This is a genomic window from Streptomyces sp. NPDC102490, from assembly GCF_044765285.1.
Taxonomy (GTDB): Bacteria; Actinomycetota; Actinomycetes; order Streptomycetales; family Streptomycetaceae; genus Streptomyces.
Map to the genome: position 1 here is coordinate 1 of NZ_JBIWJU010000019.1, position 26,181 is coordinate 26,181.

Here is a 26,181-nt window from a genome sequence, read left to right on the forward strand (position 1 = left end):
GGGCGCGGCCGGTGTTGAGCGCCGCGGGGCGGCCGGGGGCCCCCCGCCGCGCGCGGCCCCGCCGCGCTACAAACACTCCCCTATCACCCCCGTGGCCCCCCCCCCGGGGGGGGCGGGGGGGCGCGCCTCACGGTCGGGTCACGGGCGCAGGGCCCGCAGCAGCAGGTCGGCCAGGTGGTCGGCGACCTCCTGCGGGCTGAGCGGCCCGTCCGGCCGGTACCAGGTGGACAGGTGGTGGATGGACCCGAAGTGGTAGTCCACCACCAGGTCGGCCGGGGTCTCCTTGGTGAAGACGCCGGTCCGCTGGCCTTCCTCGATGAGCGCGCGGAAGCGCTCGTGGTAGCGCCGGCGCTCGGCGCGCACCTGTTTGTTCTTCTCGGGGCTGAGCTGGTGCATGGAGCGGAAGAAGATCGACGCGTCGTCGAGGTTGTCGATGGTCGTGACGACGACGTCGGCCGCCGCGTCCCGCACCCGCTTCTCGACGGGCGCGTCGGCGTCCGCGAAGGCGTCCAGGCGTTCCTGCTGGAGGCGCAGCACGCGCGCGTACACCTCGTGCAGCAGGTCGTCCTTGGAGCCGAAGTAGTGGTAGAGGGCACCCTTGGTGACGCCTGCCGCCTCGACGATCTCCTGTACCGAGGTGCGGTCGTAGCCCTGCTCGGCGAAGAGCCGGGTGGCGGCGGCCAGGAGCCGCTGCGGCACCGGAGTGCCGTCCCCGTCCGTGGTCCTGGGCACTGCCGTCACCTGCCTTTCCGTTTTCACTGTCCGTTCACTGCTGCGTCCTGTTGTTGCCGGAACGCAGTTCCCGACGGAGGATCTTCCCACTCGCCGTCTTCGGCAAGTCGGGCAGGATCTCCACCTGGCGCGGGTACTTGTAGGCGGCCAGTCTCTCCTCGCAGTACGCGACGAGCGCGTCCGGGGCCGTGTCGGCGCCGGGCCGGAGGCTGATGTACGCCTTGACGGTCTCCCCGCGGTACCCGTCGGGCACGCCGACGACGGCGGCCTCGCGCACCGCGGGGTGGGTGTAGAGCACGTCCTCGACCTCGCGCGGCCAGACCTTGAAACCGGAGGCGTTGATCATGTCCTTCTTGCGGTCGACGACGTAGAGCCAGCCCTGGGCGTCCATGAAGCCGATGTCCCCGGTGCGCAGTTCGCCGCCGGGGAAGGTCTCGGCGGTGGCGTCCGGGCGGCGCCAGTAACCGGGGACGACCTGGGGGCCGCCGACGACGATCTCGCCCTGCTCGCCGAAGGGCACCTCCGCGCCCTGGTCGTCGACGATCCGCACGACGGTCTCGGGGCCGGGCACGCCGACCGCCAGGGTCCCCGAGACGGGGTCCACCGGCGCCTCCAGGTGCGGCGGTACGGAGGCGCAGGGCGCGGTGCACTCGGTGAGTCCGTAGCCGTTGCGGATGTACGGGCCGAAGCCCGCGCGGAACTTCTCCACCAGGGCGGGCGGCAGCGGGGCGCCGCCCGAGGAGATGTTCGCGAAGGACGCGAAGTGCTCCCGGGTGACCGAGGGGTGGGCGGCGAGGGCCATGAAGGCCGTGGACGGGCCGACCGTGTAGTGCGGCCGGTGCTCGGCGAACGCGTCCAGGACGACGCCCGCCTCGAAGCGGTACGCCAGGACGAGGGTGCCCACGCTGTTCAGGCAGGCGCCGAACTCGCAGACCATGCCGGTGATGTGGAAGAGCGGGGCCAGCGCGAAGTAGACCGGCGCCTCGGGCAGCGCGAGCCCGGTGCGCTGCCGCTCGGCGTTGTACATGATGTTGCGGTGGGTGTTGGTGGCGCCCTTGGGGGTGCCGCTGGTGCCCGAGGTGTAGCTGATGAGCGCGGTGTCGCCGGGCTGCGGGTCGCGGTCCTCGGGTGCCCGGTGACCGGCACGGGCCACCCGGGCGAGGTCGTCGGCGTCGGGGGCGTCCGGCAGCCGCTCGAACGTCAGCACGCGCGCGTCCCGGCGGGTCTGGAAGTCAAGCTCGCACCCGGTGAGCACGATCCGCACCGGCGAGTCGGCGGCCGTCTCGCGCAGGTAGGACTCCCAGGCCCGGTCGGAGCAGATCAGCGCGGCCACTTCGCCGTCCCGCAGGACGTGGCCGACCTCCCCCGCCTTGTACATCGGGTTGACGGGCACGACGACCGCGCCCGCCTTCCAGGCGCCCAGTACGGCGAGCACGAAGTGCGGGGAGTTCTGCAACAGGACCGCGACCCGGTCGCCCCGCTCCAGACCGCGCGCGGCGAGGTGCCCGGCGACGGAGTCGCTCAGCTCGTCCACCTCGCGGTAGGTGAGGCGGCCGTCGAAGTAGGCGAGGAAGACGCGGTCCGGGGCCTCGGCGGCCGCCCGGCGCAGGGCGTGCACGAGGGAGGCGTCGGGGTGGAGCGGGGCCTTCTGCTCCTCGGTCAGCAGGCCGAGCCAGGGCTTGGCCGCGTAGCGGGAGCCGGTCACCGGGCCGTCGCCTCCTCCCACTGGCGCTGGAGCCGGTTCATGCCGTGCAGCCAGCGGTCGGGTTCGGTGGCCCGCGCCTGGTAGTACTCCGCCACCTCGGGGTGCGGCAGGATCAGGAACCGGTCCTCCTCGATGCCCTTGAAGAGGGCGTCCGCGACGTCCTGCGGTTCGATCGCGGTGGGCTGGAGCACCAGTTCGCCCGCGCTGCCGCTCGCGGTGAGCATGTCGGTGCGCACCCCTTGCGGACAGATGGCGTGCACCTTGACCCCGCGGTGGCGGTAGGTCAGGGACAGCCACTCGGCGAAGGCGTAGGCGCCGTGCTTGGTGACGCTGTAGGGGGCGGCGCCGATCATGGTGAGCAGCCCGGCGGCCGAGACGGTGGAGACGAAGCGGCCGCTGCCGCGCTCCAGCCAGTCGGGGAGCAGTTCGTGGGCCGCCCGCACATGGGCCATGACGTTGACGTCCCAGGCGAGCGCCCAGACGGCCTCCTCGGCGGCCTCCGTACCGCCGCTGCCGACGCCCGCGTTGGCGCAGTACACGTCGACGGTGCCGCCCAGCGCCTCGCGGGCCTCGGTGACGATCACCGAGGCGTCGCCGGGGACCGCGATGCCGCCGATCTCGTCGGCGACGGCCTTCGCCCGGCCGGCGTCCAGGTCGTTGACGACGACCCGGGCCCCCTCGGCGGCGAAACGCCGGGCCAGCGCGGCCCCGATACCGCCTCCCGCCCCGGTGACGACGACTCCGGCGTCCTGCACGGCTTCCACCATCGGCCTCCTTCGGCACGACTGCGACACGGCTGCGACACGGCTGCGGCTGGGCTGCGGGCCGACTGCGGCACCCGCGTGGCGACTCCGCCGCAGCGTCAGACTAACCAGTCGGTATGTTCGACGGAAGGGGTGAACCGCGGTCTACTCCATTCCCTGCGGCCCGGGCGCGGGTTAGCGTGCGTGCGCATGACACCCGCCGCGATCACGGAGGTCACCGCATGACGCTGTCCAGACGGAACCTGCTCGCCACGACGGCCGCGGTGGCGGCCGGCACCAGCGCCGCCGCGTCGGCGGGCACGGCGCAGGCCGCGCCCGCGGGGCACGGGGGCCGCCGGCTGCGCACCGGCTTCGAGCGCCTCGCCGACGGCGGCTACGCCCCGCTCGGGGGCCAGAAGGTCGGCATCGTCACCAATCCGACCGGCATCACCCGGGACGTACGCCACATCGTCGACGTCATGCACGCCGACGACCGGGTGAACCTGACCGCCGTCTTCGGCCCCGAGCACGGCTTCCGCGGTACGGCCCAGGCGGGCGGCTCCGAGGGGCGCTACGACGACCCGGCGACCGGGCTGCCGGTCTACGACACGTACCTGAAGAGCGGGCGGCCGCTCGCGGACGTGTTCACGGCGTCCGGCGTGGACACCGTCGTCTTCGACATCCAGGACGTGGGCGCCCGCTTCTACACGTACATCTGGACGCTGTTCGACTGCATGGAGGCGGCCTCGCTCGCCGGGAAGCGGTTCGTGGTCCTGGACCGGCCGAACCCGGTGACCGGGCGGGCGGCCCTCGGCCCGGTGCTGCACAAGGAGTTCGCGACCTTCGTCGGCCGGCAGCCGATCGCGCAGGCGCACGGCATGACGGTCGCCGAGCTGGCGCTGCTGTTCAACGGCGAGTTCCTGACGTCGCCGGTGGAGCTGGAGACGGTGACCATGACGGGCTGGAAGCGCTCGGAGTTCTTCGACGCCTCCGGGCTGCCCTGGGTACCGCCGAGCCCGAACATGCCGACGCCGGAGTGCGCGCTGGTCTACTCCGGGACCTGCCTCTTCGAGGGCACGAACCTCTCCGAGGGCCGCGGCACCACCCGCCCGTTCGAGCTGCTGGGCGCGGAGGGTGTCGACGGGCGCTGGGCCGCCGCCGCGAACGGCCTCGGCCTGCCGGGGGTGCGCTTCCGGGAGGCGTACTTCGCGCCCACCTTCTCCAAGTTCCAGGGGAAGACCGTCGGCGGTGTGCAGCTCCATGTGCACGACCGGGCCGCGTTCGACCCGGTGCGCACCGGCATCGCCCTCCTGGTGACCGCCAAGCGGACCTGGGACGGCTTCGCCTGGCGGTCGGACAACTGGATCGACAAGCTCACCGGGTCCACCCAGGTGCGCACGATGATCGACGCGGGCGCGGACACCGACGAGGTGGTGGGCGGCTGGGAGGCGGAACTGGCGGCGTTCCGCAGGACACGCCGCCAGTACCTGCTCTACCGGTGACCGTTGTGCCGGCCGGTCACCGGTGGGACGTGAACTCCACGACCTGCTGGTAGGTCGGCCGGTTCTGCCAGCTGATGCCGCCGTGCTTGATGCCTCCCAGGGTGCGGTGGATCACCGAGTCGGCGCACCACTGGTCTCCGGCGGCGCAGTTGTCGTCGCCGGGATAGACCTGGGCGGCCGTGCGGCCCGCCGCCTCCTTGAGGGTGGTGATCAGGGTGGCCCGGCAGGCGGCGAGGTCGCCGTCGCCGCAGTAGGGGTGCGCCAGCGGGCCCTTGACGGTCTCGCCGAGCACGGACCGGATGTCCTTGTCGACATAGCTCCACCAGCCGTACTGGAAGGCGCTGCCGGCGTGGGCGCCGGTCGGGCCGTGGGCGGCGGACGGGGACTCGTCGACGGGCAGGTTGCGGGTGAAGGCCGTGTAGAGGTCGCTGCCCAGGCCGGGTTCGAACTCGGCCTTCACCAGCAGCGGCCACCAGGCGTCCAGGGTCCGGATCGCGTCGGCGTGGGCGTATTTCTTGGCACCCGCCGAGGTCTCCGTGCGCAGGCCGCCCGCGGACCGCCACGCCTTGAGCCGGTCCACGGCCGTCTTCGCCGCGGGGTCGGTGACCGGCGCGGACTCGACCACCTTCAGCAGGTCGGGCAGCACGTCCTCGGCCCGCAGGTCGGCGAGGGCCGCCTCGGCCATGGCCTTGACCAGCGCAGTGCGGGTGACTCCGCCCTCGGCGACCAGCTTCTTCACCCGGTCGTCGAGGAGGTTGCCGCGGTGGACGGAGCCGTTGCCCCAGGAGGCGGCCGGGTAGTCCTTGGCCTGCTTGTTGTTCCAGGAGATGTAGTAGTCCTGGTCGACCGACCGCGGGTGGGCGGACGCGCCGGTGTACCGGGCGGTGTTGTCGGCCGGGTCCCAGCCCTGCCACTCGTACGCCGGCCGGGCCCAGACCGGGAACTCGGCGTCGACGCCGTTCGCGCGTACCGGGTTGTCGCCGCTGTTGTAGTACGCGGTGTGCTCGGAGTCGGCGTAGAACCAGTTGAAGGTGTAGTTGATGTGCTGGACGGCGCCCTGGAAGCGCTCCGGGCTGTCGAGGTAGTCCGGGTCGTTCAGCATCTGGAAGCCGATGATGGAGTCGGCCTCGTGGAGGTAGGAGGAGCGCAGGGTGGTGTAGGCGACCTTCTTGCCGCCGACCGTGGCCCGGGACTCGACGGGGCCGTACTTGGTGCGCCAGACGCGCATCGTGTAGGAGCCGGCCGCGGTGGAGTCGGCGACCGTGGGCTTCCAGGCGTTGTGCCGTTCGACCTTCTCCATCGGCGTGCAGGTGCCGCGGTAGAGGTAGTGGTAGTCGTCCTGGCACAGCTCGACCGCGTAGGTGTCGATGATGTCCTGGCCGGAGGTGGTGGCGCTCCAGGCGTAGTCCTGGCCGCGGCCGAGTTCGACGTACATGCTCAGGCCCGCGAAGGAGGCGCCGCGGGCGCTGATGCCGGGGCCCTGGATCTCCTGGAGCATGAGAAGCTGCGGGGCGAAGTAGCCGGTCTGGGGGCCGAAGACGGCGACCGGGTGGCCGCTCGCGGTGTGCTCGCCGCTGACGACCAGGGCGTTGGACATGCCGCGCCGCGCCGAGGTCACGGCCGCGTCCGCCGCCTCGGCGGAGGTGCCGGTCGCGCTCGCGGCGCCGGCGCTGCCGGTACGGTCGTACACCAGCGGTTCCGCCTCGACCGACCCGGCGTCGGGCAGGGCGCGGCCCTGCGGGTCGTCCGGGGTGGGCAGGTACGGGAAGCTGCCGTCCTGCTGGGTGAGGACGGCCTCGGGGTCGTTGCGCTGGCGGAAGGACTCCCAGACCTCGGTGCCCTCGGCGACGCCGTACTTCTCCTGGGCGGCGAGGAGGGAGAGCGCGTTGTTGACCTCGCCGCCGCCGCCCGCGCCGAAGAGGGAGCCGATGACGGAGGCCAGCGCGATCAGGTCGGTGCGCTTGAAGTGCTCGATGGTGCCGGCGTTGGTGAGGGCGTCCTTGTGGCCGGTCAGGACGTACTCGCCGGGGAAGTAGCGGCCCTTGTCGGAGGCGTCGATGTAGGCGTTGACGCCCGCGACGTAGGCGTCCACGTCGGCCAGGGCCAGCTCGCCGCGCTCACCGGCCTTGGCGGCGGCGCTCTCGATCTGCGCCTCCAGGTCGTCCTCGGTGTAGGGGGCGCTGCGCCAGAACTGCTGCTCCAGGCCCTGGTTGGCGGGGGCGCCGCCCGCGAAGGGGGTCAACTGGCCGCGTCCGACGTGCCGGAAGAGGTCCATCAGCCACAGCCGGTCCTGGGCCGCGGCGTATCCGGCGCCGAACTCGGTGCCGTAGCGGGTGGTGCCGGTGATGTGCGGCACGCCGGTCTTCTTGTCGCGGACGATGGTGACGTCGCCGCGTCCCGCGGGGCGGACGGTGGAGGCGGCCTGGCCGTCGGGGACGCCGAACGAGGCGTCGTTGAAGAAGGTGTTGATCTTGTCGTTGGTGAGGCCCTGGTAGCCGGTGGCGAGGTTCGCGTAGGGGCCGAGCTGGTCCTCGGCGTGCGCGGGCTGGGTGCCGAACGCCTGGTTGAGGAGGATCTGGGCGAGGGTGGCGTTGCCGTTCTGGCCGGGCGGCAGGATGTCGGAACACTGCCCGCCGCAGTGGTCGTTGGCGGCGGCCCGGGCGGCCGTGACCTCGGTGGTCGTGTCCCCGGCGGCCATCGCCGGGGAAAGCGGTGACAAAACTCCGGCAATGAGCGCGCATACGGATGCGGCCTTCAGGAACCCGTGGAAGCCGCGGGGAGTTCTCAGTGTGTCGAGGGCGTTGCGTGGGGTGCGCCGTGGCATGGCAGCTCCTCCCGACGGGGGTGTGCCGGGACGTTACCGCCGGTATCCCCGACGGGGAAGATGAACATGCGTCACTTTTTGGGAGCGGGTGGATCGGCTTATGGGGGGCATCGGAAATCGGATGGAGCCGAATCGGTTGTCGATACGTCTATTCGGCGACGTCCGTACGACGACGCCGGAGTAACCCAAGTGCAGGTGCAGGTGTGACGGAGGTGCAGGGCGATGGCCGGTTTCCGAAGTCTGGCGAGACAGGTCCGCGATCCACGGTGCGACCTGGCGCTGCGGCGCTATTCGCTGCGCAAGTGCCTTGAGCGTTTCGCCCCTTATGGGCACAGGGCGACCTGGGACCATCTATGCTCCCGGGCCGGGTTCGGTCCCGAGGACCGCTCCCCCGACCCGGCGCGGCTCGTGGCCGCACTGGAGGAGTTGGAGGAGGCGCGTTCGGTGTGGCTGGCCTACGAGGACGAGTTCGCCGAGCGGCGCAGGAAGGAGAAGCACGACGGGCTGCGCAGGCCGGGCAGCGTGGACGACTGGCACCGGCTGACCTGGGGCGGGTTCGGGGTGGCCTGGTGCGACGACCCCCGGGTCCATCCCGACGGACCGCTGGCGGAGGTGCTGCGCCGGCTGATCTCGGCGCTGGAGCGTGAACCGGGCTCGGTGTGCCCGGTGTGCGACGGAGACCGCCTCGTCTGGAAGTACGGCCTGGACCACGAGCCCTCGACGGGCCCGGTCTGCACGGACTGCGGCATCCTCGTGCCGCGGCCCGTCCTCACCCCCGACGCGTGCGCGGACGCCCGGCGGGGACGGTTGCTGATGTCGGCGTAGCCGGCCGCGGGGGTGTGCCGGGGATGCCGCACCCCCGGTGGCCGGTACGGCGGTACGGCACCGGGTCGGGCGGGCGTTGTCGGTGGCGCCCGGCACCATGGGGGGATGGTGCAGCTGTGTGTGAACGGGGCGCGGGGGAGCGCCGACGGTTCGGTGGTGCCGCTGTCGCCGGAGGCGGTCGCCGACTCGGTGGCCGCGGCGGTCGCCGCCGGGGCCACGGACGTCCACGTCCACCCGAAGACGCCGTGCGGGCGGGACACGTTGTCGCCGCGCGTGCTCGCGGCGACGCTGGAGGCGATCAGGGCGCGCGTCCCGGCGCCGGTGCCGGTCGGCGTCACGACGGGCGCCTGGACCGAACCGGACCCCGCCGCCCGGGTGGCGCGGATACGGAGCTGGACGGCGCTGCCCGACCACGCCTCGGTCAACTGGCACGAGCCGGGCGCCGAGGAGACGGCCGCCGCCCTGATCGAGCGCGGGGTGGCGGTGGAGGCGGGTATCTGGTCCGGCACGGACGGGGCGGCCCGGTTCCTGCGCTCCCCGCTCGGACCGAAGGTGCTGCGCGTACTGGCGGAGGTCACGGACACCGGCCCGGCGACCGCGCAGGGCTCGGCGCGCGCCCTGCTGACCGCCCTCGGCCCGGCCCACGGCCGCCCGGTCCTGCTGCACGGCGAGGACGGCGGCACCTGGCCGGTGCTGCGCCTGGCCGGCCGGCTGGGCCTGGCGACCCGGATCGGCCTGGAGGACACCCTGTTCCTGCCGGACGGCGGCCGGGCCGGCTCCAACGCCGCCCTGGTCACCGCGGGACTGAGGGAGTGGGCCTCGGCGCGCCGGGGCGGCCACTGACGACCGGGCCCATCACCGGACGGGTCGTCAGTCACCGCAGCACGGCGCCTCCCGGCCCTCAACGCGGCTCGGCCGTCCGCCGGTGGTGGCGGCCGTGGAGGGGGTGGCGGCCGGGCCTCGGCGCTCGACGAGCAGGCGCGAGCCGGCGCGGCGTTCACCGAAGGCGTCGTCGGGGTTGGACAGCACGCAGGTCTCCAGGGACAGGCAGCCGCAGCCGATGCAGTCGGTGAGGTGGTCGCGCAGCCGGTTGAGCTGTTTGATCCGCTCGTCCAGTTCGGAGCGCCAGGACCGGGAGAGCCGGGCCCAGTCCTCCTCGGTGGGTGTGCGCCCCTCCGGCAGCTCGGCGAGCGCCTCGCGGATGGTGGCCAGCGGGATGCCGACCCGTTGCGCGGCCCGGACGAAGGCGACCCGGCGCAGCGCGTCCCGGCTGAACCGGCGCTGGTTGCCCGAGGTCCGGCGACTGCTGATCAGGCCCTTGGACTCGTAGAAGTGCAGGGCGGAGACGGCGGCGCCGCTGCGCGCGGCGAGCTGGCCGACCGTGAGCTCTTGGATCTTCTCGGGAATCTGAGGCACTCCTCAGACCCTACCGATCCGGTCACCCGCACGGACGGGTCAGGTCCGTTGACAGACCCCGCGCGGGCGACCATGCTAAGCAGTCGCTTAGAGTCGAGCGCACAGGTCGAGCGAGCAGAGAGGCCGGAACATGGCAGAGCCGAGGATCTTCGCGTCCGCCGACGAGGTGAAGGCGGCGGTGGGCGAGCAGTTGGGGTACACCGACTGGCTGGAGGTCGACCAGAAGCGGATCGACCTGTTCGCGGAGGCGACCGGGGACCACCAGTGGATCCACGTGGACCCGGAGCGGGCCGCCGCCGGGCCGTTCGGCACCACCATCGCGCACGGCTACCTGACCCTGTCCCTGCTTCCCCTCTTCGGGCCGCAGCTGATCAGGGTCGAGGGCGTGCGGATGGGCGTCAACTACGGCACCAACAAGGTCCGCTTCCCCTCCCCCGTCCCGGTCGGCTCGCGCCTGCGGGCCACGGCGACGATCACGGGGGTCGAGGACGTCAAGGGCGGCATCCAGGTGAGCGTCGCCTTCACCGTGGAGCGCGAGGGCGGCGACAAGCCGGTGTGCGTCGCCGAGTCCGTCTCACGCTACTACCTCTGAGGGGTGCCGGAGCGGTCCCGGGCCCCCACCATCCTGAGGACGAGGTCGGCGTAGAGCGCGCCGACCTCGTCGGGCGTGCGGGGGCCGTTCACGTTGAACCAGCGGGCCACGTCGATGCAGAGCGACAGCACGGCGAGCGTCGTGCCCTTGACGTCCGGCACGTCGAACTCGCCCGTCGCCACACCGTCCTCGATGATGCCGCGCACCGCGGCGTCGCACTGCCGGCGGAGCGTGAGGATCTCCTCCCGGGCCTCGGGACCGAGCGCGTCCAGCTCGTACTGCACGACCCGCGCGGTCGTGCGCCGCCCGGCGTGCCAGCGGACGAAGGAGCTGACGGCGTCGGCGAGCCGTGCGGTCGCACCGCCCTCGCCCTGGGCCGCGGCGCGCAGGATGGCCACCGCCCGGGTGTGACCGATGCGGCTGATGCGGTGGAGCAGTTCTTCCTTGGTCTTGTAGTGGATGTAGAGCGCGGCCGGGCTCATGCCGGCCCGCCCGGCGATGTCGCGGGTCGTGGTCGCGTGGTACCCGCGTTCGGCGAACGCCTCCACGGCCGCGACCAGAAGCCGCCGGGCCGCGTCAGGCGTGACCTCTTCCCACGGCTCGATGTCGCCGCCCGTCGTCTCGGCCGCCGTACTCATCGCTTGTTCGCCCCTCTCGGTGACAGGAGCACCACCATACCGCCGAAGCTGAGCGGTTGCTTAGGGGCGCTGTCCGGCCGGGGTGCCGCCGCCCGGCTTCTGGAAGGGGTCGTGCTCGACCAGGATCCTGTCCAGTCGCGCCTGGTCCACCCGGCTCACGATCTGGCCGACCTCCTGGCGGTCCCGGATGATCTTGGCCAGGGTGAAGGCCGAGGTGACGAGGTACAGGACGGCGACCGCGAGGAAGCCCCGCACCCAGGCGTCGGCCTCGAGCTGGTAGATGCCGATGGCGGTGGCGGCCATGGCCACCGAGAACGAGGCGACGGCCTGCCCGTAGAAGGCCGCGGTGTTCTGCTGCTTGACCGGTGTGTCACTCATGGGGACAAGGGTCGGCGGACGTGGCCGGGGCCACATCCGCCGTCGTACTCAGTCCGGCTACTCAAAGCCCGGCGCTCAGAAGGCCGAGACCCCGGTCAGCGCCCGCCCGATGACCAGCTTCTGGATCTGGCTGGTGCCCTCGTAGAGGGTCATCACGCGGGCGTCGCGCAGCAGCTTGCCGGCCGGGTACTCGTCGATGTAGCCGTAGCCGCCGAAGACCTGGAGGGCGTTGTTGGCGGCGCGCACGGCGGCCTCCGAGGCGAAGAGCTTGGCCTTGGACGACTCGACGGTGAAGGGCTGACCGCGGTCGATCAGGTCGGCGACCCGCCAGGTCAGCAGCCGCGCCGCGTCCACGTCGAGGGCGATGTCGCTGATCAGCTCCTGGACCAGCTGGTGGTGGGCGATGGTCTTGCCGAACTGTTCCCGCTCCCCCGCGTACCGCACGGCCGCGTCCAGCGCGGCCTGGGCTATGCCGACGCAGCCGGCCGCGACCGACATCCGCCCCTTGGCGAGGGCCGACATGGCCACCGAGAAGCCCTTGCCCTCGGGCGCGAGCATCGCGGAGGCGGGCACGCGGACGTCCTCCAGGACCAGTTCGGCGGTGGCCTGGCCGCGCAGCCCGAGCTTGCCGTGGACGGTGCGCCGGGTCAGACCGGGCGTGTCGGTGGGCACCAGGAAGGCGGAGACGCCCTTGTGGCCGGGGGCGTCGGTGGAGCGGGCGAAGAGCAGGACGACGTCGGCCCAGGTGCCGTTGGTGATGAACATCTTGGTGCCGTTGACGACGTAGTCGTCGCCGTCGCGGACCGCACGGGTGGAGAGGTTCCCGGCATCCGACCCGGTGCCGGGCTCGGTGAGGCCGAAGCAGCCGACGTACGCGCCGGAGGTGAGCCCCGGCAGCCAGCGGCGCTTCTGCTCCTCGTCGCCCCAGGCGGCGATCGTCTTGGCGACCAGGCCGAGGGAGACGGAAACGATCCCGCGCACGGAGCTGTCGCCGCGCCCCAGCTCCTCGGTGACCAGGCAGTACGCGAGGTGGTCGCCCCCGGACCCGCCGTACTCCTCGTCGATGGTGAGCCCGAGGAAGCCGACCTCGCCGAGCTTCTTCACGAGGGACCGGTCCACCTCCTCGGCGCGGTCCCATTCGACGACATGGGGGGCGATCTCGCGCTCCACGAAGTCCCGGGCGAGCTGCCGTACGGCGGTCTGCTCCTCGCTGAGCTCCAGGTTCATGCCGAGTCACCCCACAGAAAAGAAATCTTGAAAGCCGTACATTTAAATTAGCACTGCTAGTTTCAGCGTGCAGCCCTACTATGTGCGCCATGGCCCGACCGCGCAAGCCCCTGCTCAGCACCGACCGGATCGTCGAGACGGCCCGTGCGCTGGTGGACGCGGAGGGCCTCGCGGCCGTCTCCACGCGCCGGCTGGCCGCGGAACTGGGGGTCAGCGGGCCCTCGCTCTACAACCACTTCCGCACGAAGGACGAGATCCTGGAGGCCGTCGCCGACTCGGTGAGCGCCCAGGTCGACCTGTCGATGTTCGAGGACGGCCGGGAGTGGCGGACCGCGCTGCACGACTGGGCCGTCTCCTACCGCAAGGCCCTGCGCGACCACCCCAACATCGTCCCGGTGCTGGCCCACGGCCCCGGCCGCCGCCCGGCCGCGCTGCACCTGGCGGACGCGGTCTACGGCGCGATGGTCCGGGCGGGCTGGCCCCCGGCGCAGGCCACGTCCATCGGCGCGCTGATGCGGTACTTCATCATGGGCTCGGCGCTCGGCTCCTTCGCCGCCGGCTTCGTGGACGACGCCGGCGCCTACGACCCCGCCGACTACCCGCACCTCCAGCAGGCCCACCTGCTGGCCGAGCAGCAGGAGAAGATCGACGAGCGGGCCTTCGAGACCGGTCTGACGGCGCTGCTGGACGGGCTGGCGCAGCAGTACGCGCAGGTCGCGCAGGACGTCTGAGAGGCGCTCGGAGAACACTTCGGCGCCCGCCGAACGGTGCGTGGCGCATCCTGGGACGCATGACCGAGAAGGAAGCCGAGGCACCCGGCCTGGCACGGCTGGCCGGGCTGCTGGCCGACGAGACGCGCGCCGCCTGTCTGCTGGCGCTGCTGGACGGGCGGGCGTGGACCGCCGGTGAGCTGGCCCGGCACGCGGGGGTCGCCGCGTCGACGCTCAGCGAGCACCTGGGCAAGCTGGTCGCGGGCGGGCTGCTCAGCGAGGAACGGCAGGGGCGGCACCGGTACGTGCGGCTGGCCGACGACCGGGTCGCGCAGCTCGTGGAGGACCTGGCCGCGCAGGTCGCTCCCGAGGCGGCGGCCCGGCGTCCGCGCACGCTGCGGGCGTCGAGCGCCGGGTCGGCGATGGCCCGGGGCCGCACCTGCTACGACCATCTCGCCGGGCGGCTCGGCATCGCGGTGACCGACGCGCTGACCGGGCTCGGGCTGCTGCGCCAGGACACCGGCTTCGCGCTCACGGACGCGGGGCTCGGCTGGTTCGACGCCGCCGGGATCCCGTTGCGGCCGACCGGGCGCCGGCCGCTGGCCCGGGCCTGCCTCGACTGGACGGAACGCCGTCCCCATCTCGCGGGTGTGGCGGGCGCGGCCCTGTGCCGGCACGCCCTGGACACGGGCTGGTGCGTGCGCATCGGCTCGGAGCGGGCGGTGAAGGTGACGCCGGCCGGTGAGGACGCGCTGTCCGAGCTGCTCCGGATCGACCCGGTGGCGCTGCGCTGAGGCGTGCCGGTCTCCCCGTCCGAAATCCGCCGGTCGTCCCGGCCTTCCCCTCCTAACCTCGGGAGCATGATGCGTACCACCCCGTCCCGCCGTCCGGACCTGCTCGCGGCCGGTGCGGCCACCGTCACCGTCGTGCTGTGGGCGTCCGCGTTCGTCTCGATCCGCAGTGCGGGCGAGGCGTACTCACCGGGCGCCCTGGCGCTCGGGCGGCTCCTTTCCGGTGTCCTGGCCCTCGGCGTGATCTGTCTGCTGCGCCGGGAGGGCGTGCCGCCGCGCTCCGCGTGGCGCGGGATCGCGATATCGGGGGTGCTGTGGTTCGGCTTCTACATGGTCGTCCTGAACTGGGGCGAACAGCGGGTGGACGCCGGTACGGCCGCCCTCGTGGTCAACGTCGGTCCGATCCTCATCGCGCTGCTGGGCGCCCGGCTGCTGGGCGACGCGCTGCCGCCGAGGCTGCTGGCGGGGATGGCGGTGTCGTTCGCCGGTGCGGTGACGGTGGGCCTGTCGATGTCCGGCGAGGGCGGTTCCTCGCTGTTCGGGGTGGTGCTGTGCCTGCTGGCCGCGGTGGCGTACGCGGGCGGGGTGGTCGCGCAGAAGCCCGCGCTGGCGCACGCGAGCGCCCTTCAGGTGACGACGTTCGGCTGCCTGGTCGGGGCGGTGCTGTGCCTGCCGTTCGCGGGGCAGCTCGTGCACGAGGCGGCCGGCGCGCCCGCCTCCGCGACGCTCAACATGGTCTACCTGGGCGTGTTCCCGACCGCGCTGGCGTTCACGACGTGGGCGTACGCCCTGGCCCGTACGACCGCCGGCCGGATGGGCGCGACCACGTACGCGGTGCCCGCGCTGGTCGTGCTGATGTCGTGGCTGGCCCTGGGCGAGGTGCCGGGCCTGCTCACCCTGGCGGGCGGCGCGCTCTGTCTGGCGGGCGTGGCGGTGTCCCGCTCGCGCGGGCGCCGCACGCCCGCGCCCCCGGAACACGCCGAGCCCGCCGCGGACCCCCGGCGCGAGGCCACGGAGCGGGTCTAGCACCCCGAGCACCCCGGACCCCACGCCCCACGCCCCCCGCGCACCCGCCCCCCGGCACGCCGTGACGCGCGGCTGCCGGGGGGATCGGCCGTGGGTCAGAAGACGACCAGGGCCCGGCCGCCCTTGCCCGCGAGCATGTTCTCGAAGGCCGCCGGGATGCCGTCCAGGGCGATGCGTTCGGTGACCAGGGCGCTGAGGTCGAGGCGGCCGGCGCGGACGTGTTCGGCGAGGACGGGGAGGTCGCGGGCGGGGTCGGCGTTGCCGTAGACGCAGCCGGACAGGGTGCGGCCCCAGTGGAAGATCTCCAGGGCGTTGAAGGTGACCTGCTGGTCCTTGCCGCCGATGCCGACGACCGTGGTGCGGCCGCCGCGCCGGGTGGACTCCCAGGCGGTGCGGATGGTGACCGCGCGGCCGACGCACTCGACGGCGACGTCGACGCCCTGCTTGCCGGTCAGGGCGCGGATCTCGCGGGCGGTGGTGTCGGAGGCGAGGAGGTAGTCGGTGGCGCCCGCGGCGCGGGCCAGCTCCTCCTTCTCGGGGGACACGTCGACCGCGACGATCTTCGACGCGCCCGCGATCCGGGCCGCCTGGAGGGTGGCGAGGCCCACTCCCCCGACGCCGAAGACCGCGACCGTCTCGCCCTCGCGGACCTTCGCCGCGTGGTGGACGGCGCCGTAGCCGGTGAGGACGGCGCAGCCGAGGAGCGCCGCGTCGGTGAGGGGGATGCCCTCGGGGGCGGGCAGGACGCAGGAGGCGGCCACCACCGTCTCTTCGGCGAACGCGGCGACGTTCAGGCCCGGGTGCAGGTCGGTGCCGTCGTCGGCGCGGCGGGCGTGCACGTCGGCGGCGCCGGCCAGGGCGTTGGCGCACAGCCACACCTCGCCGAGCGAGCAGGCGTGGCAGGCGCCGCAGGACGGGGCCCAGTTGAGGACGACCGCGTCGCCGGGCGCGACGTGGGTGACGCCCTCGCCGACGGCGACGACCGTACCGGCGCCCTCGTGGCCGAGGACGGCGGGCAGCGGCACGCGCATGGTGCCGTTGGACAGGGACAGGTCGGAGTGGCAGACCCCGGCGGCGGCGAGCCGCACCCGGACGCGGCCGGGGCCGGGCTCGGGCAGCTCGATCCCGGTGACCTCCAGGGGGGCGCCGACAGCGGGTACGACGGCGGCACGGACTGCGGTACGGACGGCCATGAGGTGGGGCTCCCCTGCGGGCTAGAACTGGAGGGACTTGGTCTGGAGGTACTCGGCGAGGCCGTGTGCGCCCAGTTCGCGGCCCACGCCGGACTGCTTGTAGCCGCCGAAGGGCGCCAGCGGGTTGAACCGGCCGCCGTTGATGTCGACCTGCCCGGTGTCCATCCGGCGGGCGAAGGCGACCGCCTCGGCCTCGTCCCCGGCCCAGACGGCACCGGCGAGGCCGTAGACCGTGCCGTTGGCGATCCGCAGGGCGTCGTCCTCGTCCTCGTAGCGCAGGACGGACAGGACAGGACCGAAGATCTCCTCCTGGGCGATGGTCATCTCCTCGGTCACCTCGGCGAAGACCGTCGGGCTGACGAAGTACCCCCGCTCGCGCGGGGCTTCGGGACCGCCCGCGACCAGGCGCGCACCCTCGGCGACGCCCTTCTCGATGTAACCCCGCACCCGGTCCCGCTGCTTGGCGTTGACGACGGGGCCGATTCGGTCGCCGTACTTCGCGGCGGCCTCGGCGGCGAGCGACACCGCCTCGTCGTACTGGTCGCGGTGGACCAGCATGCGGGTCCAGGCGCTGCACGTCTGACCGGAGTTGGACATCACGTTGGCGACGCCGACGTTGACGGCCTTGGCCAGGTCGGCGCTGGGGAGGATCACGTTGGCGGACTTGCCGCCGAGTTCGAGGGCGACCTTCTTGACGGCGGCGCCGGCGGTGGCGCCGATCCGGCGGCCGACGGCGGTGGAGCCGGTGAAGGAGACCAGGTCCACGCCGGGGTGCTCGGCGAGCGCCTGTCCGGCGACCGGGCCGAGGCCGGTGACCAGGTTGAACACGCCTGCCGGGACGCCCGCCTCGTGCACCGCCTCGGCGAAGAGCTGCGCGGTGAGCGGGGTGTCCTCGGCGGGCTTGAGCACAATGGTGCAGCCGGCCGCGAGCGCCGGGGCGACCTTGGCGACGATCTGGTGGAGCGGATAGTTCCAGGGGGTGATGGCGCCGACCACGCCGACCGGCTCGTGGTGGACCACGGAGTTGCCCACCTTCTCCTCGAAGGCGTGGGTCGCGGCCAGCTCGGCGTAGGTCCCGGCGACCGCGATCGGGGTGCCGGCGTGCACGGCCTGGGAGAACTTCAGCGGGGAGCCCAGTTCGGCGGTGACCGTCTCGGCGATCTCGTCCTTGCGGGCCACCAGGACGTCCCGCAGGGCGGCCAGGCGCGCGGCCCGCTCGGCTGGCGGGGTGGCGGCCCAGCCCGGCAGGGCGGCGCGGGCGGCCCGTACGGCGCTGTCGACGTCCAGGGCGCTGCCGGCGGGGACGTGGCCGATCACCTGCTCGTCGGCCGGGTTCACGACCTCGATCGTGTCCCGGCCGTCGGCGGGGCGCCAGGCTCCGTCGATGTACATGCCGTCGTGTGCCTTCATCGGGTTCCTTCCGGGCGGGCCTCGTCGTCCGACCCCAAACTAGCGCCGTTAGTTTTACGGCACCAGGGGCTCCCCCGATGGTGGCGCGGGTCACCCTCCCGGAAGGCGAGGTCGGGGCGCGCTCACTCCTCCAGGTCGGGCAGCCGTGCCGGGGCGGGGCAGATGCGGTCGCCGTGCTGGTCGAAGACGAACAGGTGGGCGAGGTCGACCAGGAGGGGCACCTGCATGCCGTGGCGGAGGTCGATGTCGGGGGTGGTCCGGACGATGAGGTCGCCGGGCAGGCGCCCGTCGGGCGGGGCGACCGCGGGCTCGGGCTCCTCCGGTTCGTCCATGACGACCACCGGCCCGGCGCGCAGGGCCCCCGCCCGCTCCCGCAGCCGCTCCAGGACCGTGCCGTCGCGGCGGCGGCGCCTGGCCGGGCGGGTGACGGGGCGCGGGGCCTCCAGGTCGGGTACGACGGCCGGCTGCGAACCGGTGTTGAAGTGCACGAGGATCTCGTGCCCCTGGAACTCGACGTGCTCCACCAGCCCGGTGAGCAGCACCTCGCCGGGGCGGGCGGAGGAGGGCTTGGCGATCCGGACAGCCTCCGAGCGCAGGCCCACGATCACCTCGCGGCCCTGCTGGACGCGGAGCAACTGGTGGTCCAGCGAGAGCGGTTCGGGCAGGCGCAGGAACTGCTTGCCCAGGCTGATGGTCATCGCCCCGTCGAGCGGCGCGCGCACCAGGCCGCGCAGCAGGTTGATGCGCGGGGTGCCGATGAAGGCGGCGACGAAGACGTTGCGGGGCAGGGCGTAGACGGCGCGCGGGGTGTCCGCCTGCTGGAGGACCCCGCCGCGCAGGACGGCGACCCGGTCGCCCAGCGACATGGCCTCGGACTGGTCGTGGGTGACGTAGATCGTGGTGACGCCCAGCTCCCGGGTCAGCCGGGTGATCTCGGCGCGCAGGTGGTTGCGGAGCTTGGCGTCGAGGTTGGACAGCGGCTCGTCCATCAGGAAGGCGGTGGGGTGGCGGGCGATGGCCCGGCCCATCGCGACCCGCTGGCGTTCACCGCCGGAGAGCTGCGCGGGGAGCCGGTCGAGGAGGTCCTCAATGCCCAGCATGCGGGCGGTGGCGTCCACGCGGGGACGGGGATCGGTCTGCGGGTCCTCGACGCGCAGCGGGAAGCCGATGTTCCCGCGGGTGGTCATGTTGGGGTACAGGGCGAAGTTCTGGAAGACCATCGCCATGCGCCGTTCGGCGGGGAGCAGGTCGTTGGCGTACGCGCCGTCCAGCATCAGCTCGCCCTCGGTGATCTCCTCCAGTCCGGCGATCATGCGCAGCACGGTCGACTTGCCGCAGCCGGAGGGACCGAGCAGGACGAGGAACTCGCCCGGCGCGATGTCCAGCGACAGCCGGTCCACCACGCGGACGCCTCGCGCGTAGGTCTTGCTCACGTCGTGCAGGGAGATGGCGCGTGTCATGGAGGTGCCCCCGGGGGCTCACTGGGCTCTGGTGCTCCGCGGTCGGACGCCCTCGTGCGGGTCGTACGGGGCGTGTGAGTCACGGAAGTTAACGGACCGTGCCCGGCCGGGGGAAGACGCTGGACCGCAACTCGGCGCGAACGTCCATCTGGTGAGAAAGCGGACGCCCGGATTCAGGGCGCGGGGCGTCTCACGGGGTGATCCAGTCAGTCGGCCGCCGGGTCGGTCGGCCGCGGGTCGGTCGGCCGCCGGGTCGGTCGGCCGCCGGGTCGGTCGGCCGCCGGGTCAGTCGCCCGAGTCGCCGCTCCGGCCGCGGTTGCCGCCGGAGCGGCCGGCGGCGCGCACCAGTTCGCCCGCCGCCAGGGTCGTCCGCGCCACCGCGCGCGTCCAGGGCGGGCCACCGCGGGCCGCCCACACCACGCAGGCGCAGCCGCCGGCGACGAGGAGGACCACGGACAGCAGGAGCAGGAGCATGCTCATCCCTTCGTTTCCCGGCACCGCCGCGCGCCGTCGGCCCGGTCCGGGACATCCTGCCCCACCGCCGGACGCCCCTGGCCGGCCACACCCGTGGCCGGGGCCCGCAGGGCGACGCCGGAGGAGAGCAGCAGCAGCGCGCCCAGCATCACGAACGGCGCGGCCACGCCCGCGACGCCCGCGATCAGGCCCGCGGCGGCCGGTGCGGCGACCTGGCCGAGGCGGTTGCCGGTCAGGCGCAGGGCGAGGGCCGTGGAGCGCGCCTCGTCGGGGGCCGCCTGGACGACCGTGGTCATGGACAACGGCTGGCCGACGCCCAGGCAGAAGCCGAGGACGACCAGCATCAGCGCGAGCGCCCACACCGGCACCGGCAGCGCGACCCCGGCGCACAGCAGGGCGGCCAGCAGACACGTGACCGTGAGCAGCACCGTGCGGCCGAGCAGCCGCAGCAGGGGCGTCAGCACGAGCCGGCAGGCGATCGTGGCGGCGGCCCGCAGGCTGAGCAGGACGCCGATCACGGCCGGGGAGATCCCCCGGTGCTCGCCGACCACCGGCAGGTAGGCGGTGAGGATGTCGGTCGCGGAGAGCACGGCGAGGCTGATCAGGATGCCCGCGGGCACGCCCCGGGCGCGCAGGATGCTCCCCACGGGGACGCGCCCGCCCCGTTTCGTACCGGACCGGGCGGCTCCGGGGTGCTCTATGCGCCACAGGGAGGTGAAGGCGACCGCCGCGCCCGCGCCCGCCACCAGCAGGGCCAGCGCGCTGCTGCCGCCCATGTCGGGGCCCCCGATCAGCGCGCCCGCGGCGATGGGGCCGATCAGCTGGCCGAGCGAGGCGCCGATGGTGAAGTGGCCGAAGTTGCGGTCCTGTTCGTGCGGCGCGGACTGGCGGGCGACCAGTGACTGGGCGCCGATGACGAAGCAGAGGTGCCCGAGGCCCATGACGCCGCTCCACAGGGCCATGGTCCCCAGGGACCCGGCGACGCCGCTCAGCGCGCAGCCCCCGGCGATGAGCACCACCCCGACGGGCAGCAGCGGCGCGCAGCGGCCGTGGTCGGTGCGGCGGCCCAGCGGAACGGCGGCGAACAGCGGCAGCAGGGCGTACACCCCGGCGATGACGCCGACGGCCCGTTCGTCGGCGCCCAGCGCGAGGGCCCGGTAGGAGACGGCGGGCCGGGCCATCGACACCGCCCCCTGCGCGAAGCCGAAGGCGATGACGAGGCGGAGCAGCCAGCCGCGGTTCCCACCGGGCGCCATGATCGTGTCCCTTCCCGAGGATCTCCGAGGTCAGATGATGCCGAACAGGATGCCCGCCGCGAGGATCACCAGGCTGGTCAGGACGGCCCACTTCACCACGAACCGCGTGTGGTCGCCGAACTCGACCTTGGCCATGCCGACCAGGACGTACACGGCCGGGACGAGCGGGCTGGACATGTGCAGCGGCTGGCCGACGATCGAGGCGCGGGCGATCTCCAGCGTCGACACGCCGTGCGCCTGGCCGGCCTCCGCGAGCACCGGCAGGACGCCGAAGTAGAAGCCGTCGTTCGACATGAAGTAGGTGAGCGGCAGGCTCAGCAGACCGGTGACCAGGCCCATGTGCGGGCCCATGCCGTCGGGGATGGTGTCCACGAGCCAGGTGGCCATGTGGTCGACCATGCCGGTGCCGGTGAGGACGCCGGTGAAGACGGCGGCGGCGAAGACCATGCCGGAGACGTTGAGGACGTTGTCGGCGTGGGCCGCGATGCGGGCCTTCTGGTCGGGGATGTGCGGGAAGTTGACCGTGAGGGCGAGCGCGGCGCCGATCAGGAAGAGCACCGGGATCGGCAGCAGCTCCATGATCATGGCGGTGAGCAGCGCGACCGTGAGCAGCGCGTTGAACCAGTACAGCTTGGGGCGCAGCGTGGGCCGGTTCGGGTCGAGGCCCTTGAAGTCGTCGTCCGGCTCGCCGTCCCGGTCGGCGGCCGCACCGGAGCCGCCCGCTCCGCCGCGAGCGCTGCCCGCACCGGCGCCGGCACCGGACGCACCGGCTTTCGCCCCCGCGCCCGCACCGACCAGCACCGTCTCGCTCTCCGGCACCGACTCGGACTCGCCGCCCAGCACCTCGTCCAGCGACAGCGTGCCCAGGCGCCGGCGCTCGCGCAGACCGAGCACGTACGCGAGGACGACGACCGCGACGAGGCCGACGGCCAGGGCCGGGATCATCGGGACGAAGATGTCGGTGGCGTCGACCTTCAGCGCGGTGGCGGCGCGGGCGGTGGGGCCGCCCCAGGGCAGCGTGTTCATCACCCCGTTGGCCATCGCGGCGACGCCGGTCATCACGACCAGGCTCATCTTGAGCCGCTTGTACAGCGGATACATCGCCGAGACCGTGATCATGAAGGTGGTGGAGCCGTCGCCGTCCAGCGAGACGATCGCGGCGAGCAGCGCGGTGCCGACGACGATGCGCATCGGGTCGGCCTTGCAGAACTTCAGGATGGCCCGGACGATCGGGTCGAAGAGCCCGACGTCGATCATCACACCGAAGTAGACGATCGCGAACATGAGCATCGCCGCGGTGGGGGCGAGGCTGGACACGCCGTCGATGACGTAGTCGCCGAGGTGGGCGCCCTTGCCGACGAGCACGCAGAACAGCGCGGGAATCAGCACGAGCGCCGCGATCGGCGACATCTTCTTCATCATGATCAGGACCAGGAAGGTCGCGATCATGGCGAAGCCGAGGATGGTCAGCATGAGTGAGTACCTAACGTTCGCCCTTGAACATTCCACCGGGGCAGGCGGTGCGAGCGACGTTAGGTGGCGCGAGGGAGCGTTAACAAGACGTTGACATGCGAGCAATAAGCGCAGAACTCCAGGTCACAGCTCTGCGCCGGTCAGCGGTGTGAGGGTGACGGGTACGCCGTTGAGGACGGCGTTGCCCGAGAGCGGGTCGAGCGTGCCGCCGTCGAGGAGCTGGTTGACGTTGACGCCGGGGTCGGCGGCGGCGTGCGTCTGGCGGGTGCCGGGCCGGTCGTGGCCCCAGCCGTGCGGGATGCTGACCACGCCGGGCCGGACGGTGTCGGTGACCTCGGCGGGGACGGTCACCGCTCCCCCGGGGCCCGTCACGCGCACCGGTTGAGCGGCGCGCACCCCCAGCCGTGCGGCGTCCTCGGGATGCACGTGCAGGGTGCAGCGGTTGGAGCCGCCGGTCAGGGCGGGGACGTTGTGCATCCAGCTGTTGTTGGAGCGCAGATGGCGGCGGCCGACCAGGACGAGCCCGGCGGGGCGTTCGGCGAGGGCCCGCACGAGGCGCGGCAGGTCGGCGGCGATCGGCCCCGGCAGCAGCTCCACCTTGCCGCTGCGGGTCTTCAGCGGCTGCGGCAGGCGCGGGCGCAGCGGGCCGAGGTCGATGCCGTGCGGGTGGGCGAGGAGGCGGGCGAGGGTCAGCCCGTCCGGCCGGGCGCCGAAGCCGTCACCGTAGGGGCCGAGGCGCAGCATCAGGTCGAGGCGCCGCTCGGGGCCGTTCTCGCCGGTCAGTTGTGCGGTGAGGGCGCCGGGGTCGCGGCCGTGCACGGGTGAGTGCGGCTCCCGTACGGCCTTGGCGAGGGTCTGCTCGATCACCAGGGCGTCGACGGCGGCGGGGTCGGTGCCGTGCGCGCCGGTGACGGCCAGGGTGAGCCGGGCGAGGATCTCCGTCTCGGCCATCCTGCCGGGCTCCAGCGGGACGGCGGGGCGGGTGTAGCGGACCTGGTTGCGCACGGCGAGGGTGTTGAAGGCGAAGTCGTGGTGCGGACTCTGGGCCGGCGGGGGCGGCGGCAGGACGACGTGCGCGTGGCGCGAGGTCTCGTTGAGGTACGGGTCGACGCTCACCATGAAGTCGAGGGAGCCCAGCGCCTTGTCGAGCCGGTCGCCGTCGGGTGCGGACAGGACCGGGTTGGCGGCGACGGTGAGCAGCGCGCGGACCGGTTCGCCGGTGCCGGTGGCGGTGTCGATCTCCTCGGCGAGGGCGGACAGCGGCAGCTCGCCCTTCGCCTCGGGGTGCCCGCTCACCCGGGAGTGCCAGCGGCCGAGCGCGAACCCGCGGCCGGGTCCGGCGGGGCGCGGGGTCCGGTCGGTGGCGGCCTGCGGGAAGAGCGCGCCGCCGGGCCGGTCGAGGTTGCCGGTGAGGATGTTGAGGACGTCCACCAGCCAGCTGGCGAGGGTGCCGTGCGGGACGGTGCAGCTGCCGATGCGGCCGTAGACGGCGGCGGTGGGGGCGGCGGCGAGTTCCCGGGCCAGGGCGCGGGTCACGTCCGGTGCCACGTCGCAGGCGGCGGCGACGGACTCGGGGGTGAAGTCGCGCACGGCGTCCCGGACTTCGTCTGCCCCCTGGACGTGCGGGGCGAGTGCGCCGAGGTCGACCAGGTCCTCCTCGTACAGCACGTGGGCCATCGCGGCCAGCAGCAGCGCGTCGGTGCCGGGGCGGATCGGCACGTGCCGGTCGGCGAGCTTCGCGGTGCGGGTGCGGCGCGGGTCGATGACCGTGAGGGTGCCGCCGCGGGCCTTCAGGGCCTTGAGCCGGCCGGGGAAGTCGGGGGCGGTGCACAGACTGCCGTTGGACTCCAGCGGGTTGGCGCCGATCAGCAGCAGGTGGTCGGTGCGGTCGAGGTCGGGCACCGGGATGGCGTTCGCGTCGCCGAAGAGCAGCCCGCTGGAGACGTGCTTGGGCATCTGGTCGACGGTGGACGCGGTGAAGAGGCTGCGGCTGCCCAGGGCGCCGAGCAGGACGTTCGGGTAGAGGGCGCCGGCCACGGTGTGGACGTTGGGGTTGCCGAGGACCACGCCGACGGAGTGCGGTCCGTGCCGTTCGACGAGGGGACGGATGCCGGCGGCGACCGCGTCGAACGCCTCCTCCCAGGTGGCCTCACGCAGCTCACCGTCCCTGCGCACCAGGGGGGCGCGCAGCCGGTCGGGGTCGGAGTCGACGGCCCCGAAGGAGGCGCCCTTGGGGCAGATGAAGCCGCGGCTGAAGACGTCGTCCCGGTCGCCGCGGGCGGCGGTGACCGTGGTGCCGTCGACGGTGAGGGCCAGGCCGCAGGTGGCCTCGCACAGGGGGCAGATACGCAGGGCGGTGCGGGGCACGGGTCCTCCCGGAAGGCGGCGGTCCGCTCTAGGCGGCGGTGGCGCTCTCTGCCCCGCGAGCATACCGACCGGTAGGCATGGTGGGGAGGCTTTTGCCGTGCACCGACCGCCGCGTGCACGGTCAGGGACGGCGGCCCGTCAGTCCAGGACCCGCCCCAGATACGCCCGCAGCAGCTCCCGGGCCTCCGCGATGATCCCCTCGTCCCCGTCCGGCGCGACCCGGAAGGCGAGTTGCACGAGGGTGTCGGCGGTCTCCACGGCGACGAGGAAGACGCGGCGCAGGTCGTCGTCGGGGCGGCGGCCCAGGTAGCCGGAGAGCAGTTCGGTGAGCCGCTCGGCGACCCGGTGGTTGGGGACGGCGTGGCGGTCGCCGACCGGTATCTGGTTGCCGAAGTCGATCAGGGAGAAGCCGGGCGCGGTGCGCTTCATCGCCAGGTACTCGTCGAGCACGGCGTCCAGCGCACCGCGCCAGCCGCCGTCGCCCGTCTCCGTCAGCCGTTCGGTCACGCGCTCCGCGTAGCGCTCCAGGTTGCGCTGGGCCAGGGCGTCGGCCATCTGCCGCTTGTTGCCGAAGAAGCGGTACACGGACCCGATGGGGACGTCCGCGCGCTGCGCCACGGCCCGGGTGCTCAGGGCGTCGTAGCCCACCTCGTCGAGGAGGCCGGCGCACGCGTCGAGGATCCGGGTCAGCCGTTCGGCGCTGCGCCGCTGCACGGGGGCGCGGCGGAGCGGGGTCGCGTGGGACACGGCCTTCATGATGCCCTCCCGGCCCGGCCGGGTGAACGGTGACCTACGGCACGGCCGGGGGCACCGCCCGGATGCGGCCCTCCGGCGCACCCGGTGGGCACGGCGGCCGCGCTCACCGCTCCGCCGCCGGTTCGGTGACCGTCAGCCCCTCGATCTCCTCCGGCCGCGTCGCCCCGGTCGGCTCGGCGTCCGACGCCGTGATGTCCGCCGTGCTCTCCACGGGCTCGCCGTCGACGGCCCAGACGGTGTCGTCGTCGGCGTACAGGCGGACCGTTACCTGGTGGGTGCCGCGCGGGACCAGGCCGGCGGGGATGCGGTGGTGGGGGCCGCGCAGGCGGGTGAGGAGGTCGCCGTCGAGGAAGAGGTGGGCGACGCCGCGGCCGGACACCGCCTTCGGCTCCGTGCCGTCCGGCGAGAACCGGAAGTCGCGGACGGTCAGGCGGACGTCCCAGCTGTCGTCGGCCTCGGGCTGCACCTCGATCCCGACCTCGGGGGCGTGTTCGGCGTCCACCTCGCGGTAGCGCCGGCCCTCCTCGTCGGTGGCGTCGATCAGCCTGCCCACCGGCGTGGCCGCATCACCGGCCCCCGGTTCCTCCACGTCACCGGAGCCGCAGCCCGCCGATCCCGTCAACAGCAGGACACAGACCGCGAGCACGGCGAGCACTCCCCGCGTCCACGACATGACGCGAGAC

General features: G+C 73.3%; 24 protein-coding genes. 7 read left to right on the forward strand and 17 right to left on the reverse strand.

Annotated features, from left to right (window positions below):
- Positions 1-138: 138 nt before the first annotated feature.
- Genes ACIRGB_RS33695 through ACIRGB_RS33705 form a run of 3 tightly spaced genes read right to left on the reverse strand, consistent with a single transcriptional unit; the run spans position 139 to position 3,204 of the window.
- On the reverse strand, positions 139-732 hold the full coding sequence (locus ACIRGB_RS33695; RefSeq protein ID WP_403872915.1) for a TetR/AcrR family transcriptional regulator: 594 nt from the start codon (positions 730-732) through the stop codon (positions 139-141).
- A 34-nt stretch (positions 733-766) separates the two neighbouring features.
- On the reverse strand, positions 767-2,437 hold the full coding sequence (locus tag ACIRGB_RS33700; RefSeq protein ID WP_403872917.1) for a class I adenylate-forming enzyme family protein: 1,671 nt from the start codon (positions 2,435-2,437) through the stop codon (positions 767-769).
- Positions 2,434-3,204: an SDR family oxidoreductase gene (locus ACIRGB_RS33705; RefSeq protein WP_403872919.1), complete on the reverse strand. Its 771-nt coding sequence runs from the start codon at positions 3,202-3,204 to the stop codon at positions 2,434-2,436. Before ACIRGB_RS33705 ends, ACIRGB_RS33700 begins: the two co-directional genes overlap by 4 nt.
- Before the next feature lie 218 nt (positions 3,205-3,422).
- On the opposite strand from ACIRGB_RS33705, the gene ACIRGB_RS33710 reads away from it, so the two are divergent.
- Positions 3,423-4,682, forward strand: coding sequence for an exo-beta-N-acetylmuramidase NamZ domain-containing protein (locus ACIRGB_RS33710; RefSeq protein ID WP_403872921.1), 1,260 nt, complete (start codon positions 3,423-3,425; stop codon positions 4,680-4,682).
- 16 nt (positions 4,683-4,698) lie between these two features.
- Here ACIRGB_RS33710 and ACIRGB_RS33715 read toward each other — a convergent pair whose 3' ends face one another.
- Complete coding sequence (locus ACIRGB_RS33715) at positions 4,699-7,506, reverse strand: penicillin acylase family protein (RefSeq protein ID WP_403872923.1); 2,808 nt, start codon at positions 7,504-7,506, stop codon at positions 4,699-4,701.
- 222 nt (positions 7,507-7,728) lie between these two features.
- Here ACIRGB_RS33715 and ACIRGB_RS33720 point away from each other — a divergent pair, with 222 nt between their 5' ends.
- Together ACIRGB_RS33720 and ACIRGB_RS33725 are read left to right on the forward strand one after the other, a co-directional pair.
- Complete coding sequence (locus ACIRGB_RS33720) at positions 7,729-8,331, forward strand: hypothetical protein (protein ID WP_403872925.1); 603 nt, start codon at positions 7,729-7,731, stop codon at positions 8,329-8,331.
- Between the two features lie 105 nt (positions 8,332-8,436).
- Positions 8,437-9,174: a 3-keto-5-aminohexanoate cleavage protein gene (locus ACIRGB_RS33725; protein WP_403872927.1), complete on the forward strand. Its 738-nt coding sequence runs from the start codon at positions 8,437-8,439 to the stop codon at positions 9,172-9,174.
- Positions 9,175-9,201: 27 nt separating this feature from the next.
- On the opposite strand, the gene soxR is transcribed toward ACIRGB_RS33725, so the two are convergent.
- A complete protein-coding gene (gene soxR / locus ACIRGB_RS33730; RefSeq protein ID WP_403872929.1) occupies positions 9,202-9,747 on the reverse strand; it encodes a redox-sensitive transcriptional activator SoxR in 546 nt (181 codons plus the stop codon).
- Between the two features lie 130 nt (positions 9,748-9,877).
- Between soxR and ACIRGB_RS33735 the strand changes: the two genes are divergently transcribed.
- Positions 9,878-10,339 (forward strand): MaoC family dehydratase, encoded by a 462-nt coding sequence (locus tag ACIRGB_RS33735; protein ID WP_403872931.1) that lies wholly within the window; start codon positions 9,878-9,880, stop codon positions 10,337-10,339.
- Here ACIRGB_RS33735 and ACIRGB_RS33740 read toward each other — a convergent pair.
- The 3 genes from ACIRGB_RS33740 to ACIRGB_RS33750 form a co-directional block, all read right to left on the reverse strand.
- Positions 10,330-10,977: a TetR/AcrR family transcriptional regulator gene (locus ACIRGB_RS33740; protein WP_403872933.1), complete on the reverse strand. Its 648-nt coding sequence runs from the start codon at positions 10,975-10,977 to the stop codon at positions 10,330-10,332. The genes ACIRGB_RS33735 and ACIRGB_RS33740 overlap by 10 nt on opposite strands.
- Positions 10,978-11,037: 60 nt before the next feature.
- Positions 11,038-11,355 carry a YiaA/YiaB family inner membrane protein gene (locus ACIRGB_RS33745; protein ID WP_403872934.1) on the reverse strand — a complete coding sequence of 106 codons (318 nt, stop codon included), beginning with the start codon at positions 11,353-11,355 and terminating at the stop codon, positions 11,038-11,040.
- Between the two features lie 75 nt (positions 11,356-11,430).
- The gene (locus ACIRGB_RS33750) at positions 11,431-12,582 is read right to left on the reverse strand and encodes an acyl-CoA dehydrogenase family protein (protein ID WP_403872936.1); all 1,152 of its coding nucleotides are present in this window, start codon (positions 12,580-12,582) and stop codon (positions 11,431-11,433) included.
- An 89-nt stretch (positions 12,583-12,671) separates the two neighbouring features.
- Here ACIRGB_RS33750 and ACIRGB_RS33755 point away from each other — a divergent pair, with 89 nt between their 5' ends.
- From ACIRGB_RS33755 to ACIRGB_RS33765, 3 genes are all read left to right on the forward strand, one after another.
- Positions 12,672-13,313 carry a TetR/AcrR family transcriptional regulator gene (locus ACIRGB_RS33755; protein WP_403872938.1) on the forward strand — a complete coding sequence of 214 codons (642 nt, stop codon included), beginning with the start codon at positions 12,672-12,674 and terminating at the stop codon, positions 13,311-13,313.
- A 59-nt stretch (positions 13,314-13,372) separates the two neighbouring features.
- The gene (locus ACIRGB_RS33760) at positions 13,373-14,086 is read left to right on the forward strand and encodes an ArsR/SmtB family transcription factor (RefSeq protein ID WP_403872940.1); all 714 of its coding nucleotides are present in this window, start codon (positions 13,373-13,375) and stop codon (positions 14,084-14,086) included.
- Positions 14,087-14,155: 69 nt separating this feature from the next.
- Entirely contained in the window at positions 14,156-15,109 is a 954-nt protein-coding gene (locus ACIRGB_RS33765) for a DMT family transporter (RefSeq protein WP_403873102.1), read from the forward strand.
- Between the two features lie 95 nt (positions 15,110-15,204).
- On the opposite strand, the gene ACIRGB_RS33770 is transcribed toward ACIRGB_RS33765, so the two are convergent.
- From ACIRGB_RS33770 to ACIRGB_RS33810, 9 genes are all read right to left on the reverse strand, one after another.
- Positions 15,205-16,302: a Zn-dependent alcohol dehydrogenase gene (locus tag ACIRGB_RS33770; protein WP_403872942.1), complete on the reverse strand. Its 1,098-nt coding sequence runs from the start codon at positions 16,300-16,302 to the stop codon at positions 15,205-15,207.
- Positions 16,303-16,323: 21 nt separating this feature from the next.
- Positions 16,324-17,712: an aldehyde dehydrogenase family protein gene (locus ACIRGB_RS33775; protein ID WP_403872944.1), complete on the reverse strand. Its 1,389-nt coding sequence runs from the start codon at positions 17,710-17,712 to the stop codon at positions 16,324-16,326.
- 122 nt (positions 17,713-17,834) lie between these two features.
- A complete protein-coding gene (locus ACIRGB_RS33780; protein WP_403872946.1) occupies positions 17,835-19,172 on the reverse strand; it encodes an ABC transporter ATP-binding protein in 1,338 nt (445 codons plus the stop codon).
- Positions 19,173-19,457: 285 nt separating this feature from the next.
- Complete coding sequence (locus ACIRGB_RS33785; protein WP_403872948.1) at positions 19,458-19,652, reverse strand: hypothetical protein; 195 nt, start codon at positions 19,650-19,652, stop codon at positions 19,458-19,460.
- On the reverse strand, positions 19,649-20,902 hold the full coding sequence (locus ACIRGB_RS33790; protein ID WP_403872950.1) for an MFS transporter: 1,254 nt from the start codon (positions 20,900-20,902) through the stop codon (positions 19,649-19,651). The genes ACIRGB_RS33785 and ACIRGB_RS33790 overlap by 4 nt, the downstream gene beginning before the upstream one ends.
- Before the next feature lie 30 nt (positions 20,903-20,932).
- Positions 20,933-22,375: a CitMHS family transporter gene (locus ACIRGB_RS33795; RefSeq protein WP_403872952.1), complete on the reverse strand. Its 1,443-nt coding sequence runs from the start codon at positions 22,373-22,375 to the stop codon at positions 20,933-20,935.
- Between the two features lie 123 nt (positions 22,376-22,498).
- A complete protein-coding gene (locus ACIRGB_RS33800; RefSeq protein ID WP_403872954.1) occupies positions 22,499-24,742 on the reverse strand; it encodes a molybdopterin-dependent oxidoreductase in 2,244 nt (747 codons plus the stop codon).
- Between the two features lie 138 nt (positions 24,743-24,880).
- Entirely contained in the window at positions 24,881-25,498 is a 618-nt protein-coding gene (locus ACIRGB_RS33805; protein ID WP_403872956.1) for a TetR family transcriptional regulator, read from the reverse strand.
- Positions 25,499-25,601: 103 nt separating this feature from the next.
- Entirely contained in the window at positions 25,602-26,171 is a 570-nt protein-coding gene (locus ACIRGB_RS33810) for a hypothetical protein (RefSeq protein WP_403872957.1), read from the reverse strand.
- Positions 26,172-26,181: the final 10 nt, after the last annotated feature.

Bases quoted from the DNA above. Each gene is read 5' to 3' on its own strand.
- ACIRGB_RS33785 (WP_403872948.1), bottom strand. From the start codon at position 19,652: ATGAGCATGCTCCTGCTCCTGCTGTCCGTGGTCCTCCTCGTCGCCGGC.
- ACIRGB_RS33760 (WP_403872940.1), top strand. From the start codon at position 13,373: ATGACCGAGAAGGAAGCCGAGGCACCCGGCCTGGCACGGCTGGCCGGG.
- ACIRGB_RS33715 (WP_403872923.1), bottom strand. From the start codon at position 7,506: ATGCCACGGCGCACCCCACGCAACGCCCTCGACACACTGAGAACTCCC.
- ACIRGB_RS33705 (WP_403872919.1), bottom strand. From the start codon at position 3,204: ATGGTGGAAGCCGTGCAGGACGCCGGAGTCGTCGTCACCGGGGCGGGA.
- ACIRGB_RS33750 (WP_403872936.1), bottom strand. From the start codon at position 12,582: ATGAACCTGGAGCTCAGCGAGGAGCAGACCGCCGTACGGCAGCTCGCC.
- ACIRGB_RS33780 (WP_403872946.1), bottom strand. From the start codon at position 19,172: ATGACACGCGCCATCTCCCTGCACGACGTGAGCAAGACCTACGCGCGA.
- ACIRGB_RS33805 (WP_403872956.1), bottom strand. From the start codon at position 25,498: ATGAAGGCCGTGTCCCACGCGACCCCGCTCCGCCGCGCCCCCGTGCAG.
- ACIRGB_RS33775 (WP_403872944.1), bottom strand. From the start codon at position 17,712: ATGAAGGCACACGACGGCATGTACATCGACGGAGCCTGGCGCCCCGCC.
- ACIRGB_RS33745 (WP_403872934.1), bottom strand. From the start codon at position 11,355: ATGAGTGACACACCGGTCAAGCAGCAGAACACCGCGGCCTTCTACGGG.
- ACIRGB_RS33725 (WP_403872927.1), top strand. From the start codon at position 8,437: ATGGTGCAGCTGTGTGTGAACGGGGCGCGGGGGAGCGCCGACGGTTCG.
- ACIRGB_RS33720 (WP_403872925.1), top strand. From the start codon at position 7,729: ATGGCCGGTTTCCGAAGTCTGGCGAGACAGGTCCGCGATCCACGGTGC.
- ACIRGB_RS33795 (WP_403872952.1), bottom strand. From the start codon at position 22,375: ATGCTGACCATCCTCGGCTTCGCCATGATCGCGACCTTCCTGGTCCTG.
- ACIRGB_RS33710 (WP_403872921.1), top strand. From the start codon at position 3,423: ATGACGCTGTCCAGACGGAACCTGCTCGCCACGACGGCCGCGGTGGCG.
- ACIRGB_RS33755 (WP_403872938.1), top strand. From the start codon at position 12,672: ATGGCCCGACCGCGCAAGCCCCTGCTCAGCACCGACCGGATCGTCGAG.
- ACIRGB_RS33790 (WP_403872950.1), bottom strand. From the start codon at position 20,902: ATGGCGCCCGGTGGGAACCGCGGCTGGCTGCTCCGCCTCGTCATCGCC.
- ACIRGB_RS33735 (WP_403872931.1), top strand. From the start codon at position 9,878: ATGGCAGAGCCGAGGATCTTCGCGTCCGCCGACGAGGTGAAGGCGGCG.
- ACIRGB_RS33810 (WP_403872957.1), bottom strand. From the start codon at position 26,171: ATGTCGTGGACGCGGGGAGTGCTCGCCGTGCTCGCGGTCTGTGTCCTG.
- ACIRGB_RS33770 (WP_403872942.1), bottom strand. From the start codon at position 16,302: ATGGCCGTCCGTACCGCAGTCCGTGCCGCCGTCGTACCCGCTGTCGGC.
- ACIRGB_RS33740 (WP_403872933.1), bottom strand. From the start codon at position 10,977: ATGAGTACGGCGGCCGAGACGACGGGCGGCGACATCGAGCCGTGGGAA.
- ACIRGB_RS33765 (WP_403873102.1), top strand. From the start codon at position 14,156: ATGCGTACCACCCCGTCCCGCCGTCCGGACCTGCTCGCGGCCGGTGCG.